Genomic DNA, 7,198 nt, shown 5'->3' on the forward strand with positions numbered 1-7,198 from the left:
CTTACAGTTTATAGTAATTGTTTCATTTGATCAACAACTTGATCGGCATCCAATCCAACAACAATGTCAATTTCGTTATTGTCTCTGTGTTGAACTTCATATGAATCTGCAATCTTCTTGAATTCAGAATCTGGAGCCACTTTCTTAGTGTCAAAGACGTGAGTTCTTACTCTAGTTGAGCAAGCGATGACGTCCTTAATGTTTTCACTACCACCGAGAAGGTCAACGATACCTGTTGCTCTTTCAATATATGGATTGTCTTGTTCAGTTGAAACTTTAGCGTCATTACCGCTTTGTTGCATCAATTGAGTCATTTCATCCAAAACTTGAGGTACGTCAAGTCCAACAATAACTTGGAGAGCCTTACCGTGGTGAACAACGTTAACGGCCTTGTTTGCCTTAAATTGTGAGTCTGGAGCAACCTTGCTTGGATCAGCAACACTTACACGTAATCTAGTAGCACATGATGACAATTCAGTAATGTTTGAAGCACCACCTAATAAGTCAAGGTAAGCAGTAGCTCTTGCGATGTAAGGGTCGTTTGCATCCTTGCCAGCTGCCTTAGCAGCCATCTTTTGCTTGTATTCTTTCTTGTTAATAAGTTTAACGTCTTCGTCATCAGCTTCACGACCTGGAGTTACGTAGTTGAACTTTTCAATCATGATCTTGAATACGAAGTAAGTAATAATACCGAAGATAATACCAACGATAAATTGCATTAAATATGTTTGCCAGTGGCGTTCCCAAAGTGGAATCCAGTTCATTGATGCGATACCAATGGCACCATCTGACATGAAACCTCTTAAACCAAATGCCCACATTACTGTGTTCATAGTAGCTGACAATACTGAGTAAACAATCCAAAGAACTGGTGCAGCGAACAAGTAAGTAAAGTCAATTGGTTCAGTAATACCTGCTAAAACTGAAGTTAAAGCAGCTGGAATAAGTAAAGCAGAAGTTTGCTTCTTCTTGTTCTTCTTAGCAGTTGCGTAGAATGCGTAACAGATAAATGGAACTAAGAAGATCTTTTCGTTACCGTAAATCTGGAATCCTTCCATTGGAGCAAGTTGTGACAATGGCTTTGCGCTTGCAGCGTATTCTGCCAAGTGCTTCAACCAGTAAGCTTGCAAACCGCCGTCAACAACGGCTGGACCGAATTGGAATGGAATGTAAAGCAAGTGGTGCAAACCAGTAGGAATCAATACACGGTTTAAGAATGTGTAAATCCAAACACCAACAAATCCACTATCTACGATGAAGTGTTGCATGCCGGTGATACCCAATTGAACTTTTGGCCAGCCCCAGCAAGTAATGATAGCTAATGGAATCATTACGAAGAAACTAAGTGCGTAGACATAAGTTGAACCTTGGAAAGTACCAAGCCAGTCTGGCAACTTCTTGTCAAAGTACTTGTTGTGTAACCATACAACGATCAAAGCAACAACCAAGGCACCTAAGATACTAGTGTCAAGAGTCTTGATACCAGCAATGTTAGTTAAACCGTGGTTAGTAGCGTTGGCAACAATTTGAATCTTGTCAAAGTTAGGAATACCAAATGCTGCACCCCAGTGGGTAAGCATTGCACCGATGAAGTAGTTGTAAGTCAAGTAAGCAATAACTGCTTCCATGGCTGCTCTACCTCTAGCTTTGTTAGCTAAACCAATAGGAAGACCTACCGTAAACAAAATACCTTCTTGGTTGAAGACTGTCCAACCACCGGCTGAAATTGTGTCCCAAACAGAGTTCCATGTTGTTCCTGGGTTGGCTAGTGAGCCAAACAGTGTTGGGTTATTGAACAAGCTTCCTAGAGCTACGACAATACCCGCAAACGAGAACAGCATAACTGGGACGAACATAGCGGCCCCAAACCGCTGAAACTTTTGCATCATAATAATTTACCTCTCGAAGAAAGAAATTAAATAAATTAACTTATTCTTGCGTTTACACCTATATCTTATTTCACTAAATCCAGTTAGTTGCAAGGTGCTCAAGACAACTAACATCTACTTATGAAACTCATAAGTATTACTCCTCAAACAAATTGATCGAGACAGAAATCTAAATGATATCAAATTTAGATCTTACTCTATCTCTCGTAGCTAGCTTACATTTTATTTATACCATAGTTTTTATCTAATGTAAGCGTTTTTGCAAATGATGACTTGGTGTTTCATAGCATTACAGGATTATTTCACTTGCTGAAATATATTTCAAATTACTCAATCTATCTAGACCAATTATTTCAAGCGCTTTCATTCCTTTTGTAGCTTATGTTTAACAATTTGCTTTACATACGCTTTTAGCTTGTCAAGAAATATGCTATCCATATAAACTATGTATATATGTAAAATTAAGTGCAAAATATTTCATTTCGGATGAAACAAAAATTGAGTGCGAATTATTTTCACACTCAATTAATTTAGTTATTTAAATATTCAGTCAAAGCAGGTAAAACCTTTTTAGCTTCTTTACGGCCGATTTCATATACACGCTTAATTTCACCCTTATCCTCTTCAAGAGTGCCAATATTAAGCGGATATGGCGGTCTAATAGCGAAACATTTTTTATCTTCTTCATCTGTTTCAATTTTATCTAAAACCGCATTGTAATCTTCAGCCCTAGTAGCTAATTTCTTTAAAACTGCAGGATATTCACGCAAAACAATTTTTTCAATTGGATACAATTTACTCTGCTTTTTACGGTATTCCTTAGGCTGGGTTAGAATTACCACCCTTTTATCAAAATTGTTTTTTACTAAAAAGTCATATGGAATAGAATCTGAAACGCCACCATCAAAATAATAATGACCATGAATTGCTACAGGATGAGCAAAAAACGGAATTGAAGAAGATGCTCTAATCCACTCTAAATCGCTATAGCCAGCATCCCTCAATTTATGATAAACAGGCTCACCTGTTGCACTATCTGTTGCTACACACCAGAATTTCATTGGATTATTCATGAAAGCTTCTTTATCAAAAACATCCAATTTTTCAGGCAAAACATGATAACAAAAGTTGGCTGCATACAAGTTGCCAGATCTTCTCCAAGACTTCCAACTAGCATAATAATCTTTGCCAGCATATTTTAAGTTGTAGCGCAATACTCTGCCAATAACACATCGAGCACGCCCGCAGTGAATAGTCCTCGCATTGCGCCGCCCTCTAATACCAATCCGCTCTTCATTTTTTCCTCCAAAAAAAGACCTATGTTTTTAGCATAGGTCTAATTTATTCTTATTTAAAAATTACTTCAAGCCCTTCCACTTCCATTCGGTAACTTCTGGCATATCTTTACCATTATCACGAATGTATTGGTGGTGCTTTTCAAGTAAGTCATCCATATGACTAATGAAGTCAGCATTCTTGCCCTTCAACTTTTCAACACTTTCAACAGCATCTTTGGCTAAGTCGAAGCGATCAAGGTGGTTCAAGACACGCATGTCAAATGGAGTAGTGATATCACCATTTTCTTCATAGCAGTGAATATGTACATTGTAACGCTTGCGAGCAAACCAAATTGATTCCATCATGCTCTTGTAACCATGCCATGCAAAGATTACAGGTACATCCTTTGGGAACAAGCGATCAAATTCTTCATCTGACAAACCGTTCTTGTTGTCCTTTGGTGACATTAACTTCATCACATCAACTACATTAATGTAACGAATCTTAAGGTCTGGGAACTTGTCATGCAAGATATCAATAGCAGCTAAAGTTTCAATTGTTGGTTCAGTTTCAGTTGAAGCAAATACAACATCAGGTTTAGCACCTTTATCAGTTGAAGCCCAATCAATGTAGCCTAAGCCTTTATCAACTAACTTTTGTGCTTCTTCAATTGAGAACCATTGTGGACGAGGTTGCTTTGAAGTTACTAAAACGTTGATACATTCGCGATCAGTAAATGCCTTGTCACCTACCGCAAGCAAAGTGTTGGTATCTGATGGTAAGTATTCATGAACTAAATCTGGACGATTCTTTTCATATAAGTGAGTCAAAATACCTGGGTCTTGGTGAGTGTAACCATTGTGGTCTTGTTGGAACACAGTTGAAGTTGCAACAAAGTTAAGTGATGGATAGTCATGACGCCAGTATTGTTCCTTAGCTTTTCTAAGCCACTTCATATGTTGAGTAAGCATTGAGTCTACTACACGACCGAATGCTTCGTATGTAGCAAAGAAGCCGTGACGGCCAGTTAAAACATAGCCTTCAAGGAAGCCTTCATCTTGGTGTTCTGACAATTGTGAGTCAATGATTCGACCACTTGGAGCCAAGTTTTCATCATTTGGTTCGTGAATTTCTGGTTCCCATTGACGCTTTTGATCATCAAGAAGCTTGAACAAACGGTTCGACTTAGATTCATCTGGGCCAAAGCCGCGGAATGTAGTTGGGTTAAGCTTTGCTACTTCATCTAAGTACTTAGCCCATTCAACCATGTCTTGTGCTTCAACTGAACCTGGTTTATCAAACTTAAGAGCAAAGTTGCGGTAATCTGGCAAGTTCAAACGCTTAGGATCCTTACCACCGTTAGTGATTGGATTCATAGCCATACGATGGTCGCCTTTAGCAGTATTTTCAGTAACGATTTCCTTTGGTGAACCATCTTCATTGAATAATTCTTCAGGCTTGTAGCTTTCAAGCCAGTCAGTCAACATATCTGCGTGTTCCATATCACCTTGTGATACAGGAATTGGAATTTGGTGTGCTCTAAATGAGTTTTCAATTGGATTGCCATCAAGATCCTTCTTTGGACCAGTCCAGCCCTTAGGACATTGGAAGATAATCAATGGCCAATGTGGCAATGTAGCATCATTATTTTCACGAGCGTGCTTTTGAATGGCCTTAATTTCTTCAATTACTTCGTCCATGGTCTTAGCCATTTCTTTGTGAACTTGCATTGGATCCTTTTCACCATCGAAACGGCCACCCTTAAAGACTGAAACAAAGTGTGGATCCCAACCCATACCGCGGAAGTATTCAGTTAATTCTTCATCGCTCATTCTTGAAACGATAGTTGGGTTAGAAATCTTGAAACCGTTAATTTGAAGAATTGGCAAAACAGCACCATCTTTAATTGGGTTGATGAACTTGTCGCTGAACCAACTTGCTGCAAGTGGACCAGTTTCAGCTTCACCATCACCGATTTCAACGGCAGCAATTACATCTGGGTTATCTAAAACGGCACCTACACCGTGTGAAAGTGAATAACCTAATTCCCCACCTTCATGAATTGAACCTGGGGTTTCAGGAGCAGCGTGAGAAGCTACACCACCTGGAAAACTGAATCGCTTGAATAATTTAGCCATACCCTTTTCATCTTGAGTAATTTCTGGATAGCGTTCAGTGTATGAACCATCAAGGTATGAGTTAGAAACCATTACTTGACCACCGTGACCTGAACCTTCGATATAGAACATATCCAAGTTGTATTTCTTAAGTACACGGTTTAAGTGAGCATAAATGAAGTTTTGCGGAGCAATAGTACCCCAGTGACCAATTGGCTTTGGCTTAACATCTTCAGCTGTCAAAGGCTTCTTGAGCAGCGGATTTTTCATTAAAAATAATTGTCCAACTGACAAATAATTGGCAGCGCGCCAGTAAGCATCGACGCTCTTTAAGTAATCTTTTGAATCGTAATTAACTGTCATCTTTTCTCCTTTGAGCACATGAGTAATACTCTTTATTGATCTTTTTCTTTATACTTATATAATACCAATTTTTAAATAAATATCAACTTATCTATTAATTGGATCCTACCATTTTAAATAAGTGCTTTGAATAAAATCAATATGGCATAAAGCTTGAAATATCAATATTTTGGGCATTTAATATAAGTGTTTATTCTTTTATACACAGATAAATGCTTATAAATAAATATAAAACGCTGATTAAACAAATACATTTTTTTATTGAACATGTTAGTTTATTGATGGAGAAGGAAAAATGATCCAAGAAGAACGATTAAAACACATTAAGAAGATGCTTCAAAAAGAGCACCAAGTATCAACCAAAGAAATCGCTAAAAAGTTTGGTGTATCTTTTGACACGGCTCGCCGCGATGTAATTCACCTGACTACAACAGGTCAAGCTGTGAGAATTCACGGCGGAATGATGGCAATTAACCAAAATGATGTACCTGGTTTCCTTGCTAGAAGTCAGGTTCAATCTCCCGTCAAACTGAAAATGGCCAAGATGGCAAAAAGATTCGCCCATCCTGGTCAATGTGATTTCATTGGTTCCTCTACTACTCTTAATTTGCTTTGTCCCATGCTTAACGGTGTTGACATGCAAATAGTAACCAATTCGATTGATAATGCATTAAGCTTATTAAACTCTGATTTTCCTTCTGTCAGACTTTTAGGTGGCATTATTAATAAAGAACAGCGCTATATTTATTCAGAAGCTGCACTTGAAACTATTAGAAGGATGCGTTTCAACACTGCTTTTATTGGCGGCTCTAAAGTAGGTGATGACGGTGTTTATACTGCATCAATGGATGACGCCGAAATTGTCCGTGCCGCTACCCAGCGTGCGAATCAAATTGTATTAATCGCTGAAAAATACAAATTTACCAATCAGACTACTTCTCCATATATGTCACTTTCATTAGACAAAGTTGACGTATTAATTACTGATACGCCTTTATCTAATGAAGTTAAACGACATTTTAATTCAAAAACGCAAATCATATCTGTGTTAAAGGAGTAATCATTATGTTTAACTTTTTCAAACCAAAAGAGCCTGACAAAAAAGAAGTATATCAAGAACTTAAAAAATTCTATAATAGCTTCTTCAGTGATATTTATAATGAAATGAATATTGGGCGCTATCGTCAAATAAGAGACGTAATTGGTCTTGTAATTAACAAATTCGATGAAAACGATCATCCTCTTGAATACACCAGCAAATTAGTGATGTATATTCAAGCTAGGGTTGCAATGCATCATTTGCGTCTGACTGACGAACAGGTAAAAATTATGAAAAAGTTAACTGAATCTACAAAATATATAAATCTTTCTTACGTTTATTTAAGTCCAATTGATTCAGTAGAACAATTTGCTAAAATTTAACGTATCTACTCTAGATGAAAAAAGTGAATCCAAATAAAAAAGCTGTTAAATCAAGGTTTAGTATGAAGTGAGACCCAAAAGTTAGACACTTTTGGGTCTTTTATTATGACTAAATTTAATAAAGAACAA

The 7,198-nt window shown here is 37.5% G+C and carries 4 protein-coding genes and 1 pseudogene; 2 read left to right on the forward strand and 3 right to left on the reverse strand.

Annotation, left to right across the window (positions count from 1 at the left end):
- Positions 1–8: 8 nt before the first annotated feature.
- From RDN22_RS06265 to RDN22_RS06275, 3 genes and pseudogenes are all read right to left on the reverse strand, one after another.
- The gene (locus RDN22_RS06265) at positions 9–1,889 is read right to left on the reverse strand and encodes an alpha-glucoside-specific PTS transporter subunit IIBC (protein WP_308556821.1); all 1,881 of its coding nucleotides are present in this window, start codon (positions 1,887–1,889) and stop codon (positions 9–11) included.
- Positions 1,890–2,419: 530 nt separating this feature from the next.
- A pseudogene (locus tag RDN22_RS06270) lies at positions 2,420–3,186 on the reverse strand (patatin family protein).
- A 61-nt stretch (positions 3,187–3,247) separates the two neighbouring features.
- Entirely contained in the window at positions 3,248–5,647 is a 2,400-nt protein-coding gene (locus tag RDN22_RS06275; protein ID WP_308556822.1) for a phosphoketolase family protein, read from the reverse strand.
- A gap of 295 nt (positions 5,648–5,942) precedes the next feature.
- Here RDN22_RS06275 and RDN22_RS06280 point away from each other — a divergent pair, with 295 nt between their 5' ends.
- Positions 5,943–6,707 (forward strand): DeoR/GlpR family DNA-binding transcription regulator, encoded by a 765-nt coding sequence (locus tag RDN22_RS06280; protein WP_308556823.1) that lies wholly within the window; start codon positions 5,943–5,945, stop codon positions 6,705–6,707.
- A gap of 5 nt (positions 6,708–6,712) precedes the next feature.
- Positions 6,713–7,069, forward strand: coding sequence for a bacteriocin immunity protein (locus RDN22_RS06285; RefSeq protein WP_308556824.1), 357 nt, complete (start codon positions 6,713–6,715; stop codon positions 7,067–7,069).
- Positions 7,070–7,198 lie beyond the last annotated feature (129 nt).

This window comes from uncultured Lactobacillus sp. (assembly GCF_902491705.1).
GTDB lineage: Bacteria > Bacillota > Bacilli > Lactobacillales > Lactobacillaceae > Lactobacillus.

Bases quoted from the DNA above. Each gene is read 5' to 3' on its own strand.
- RDN22_RS06265 (WP_308556821.1), bottom strand. From the start codon at position 1,889: ATGATGCAAAAGTTTCAGCGGTTTGGGGCCGCTATGTTCGTCCCAGTT.
- RDN22_RS06275 (WP_308556822.1), bottom strand. From the start codon at position 5,647: ATGACAGTTAATTACGATTCAAAAGATTACTTAAAGAGCGTCGATGCT.
- RDN22_RS06280 (WP_308556823.1), top strand. From the start codon at position 5,943: ATGATCCAAGAAGAACGATTAAAACACATTAAGAAGATGCTTCAAAAA.
- RDN22_RS06285 (WP_308556824.1), top strand. From the start codon at position 6,713: ATGTTTAACTTTTTCAAACCAAAAGAGCCTGACAAAAAAGAAGTATAT.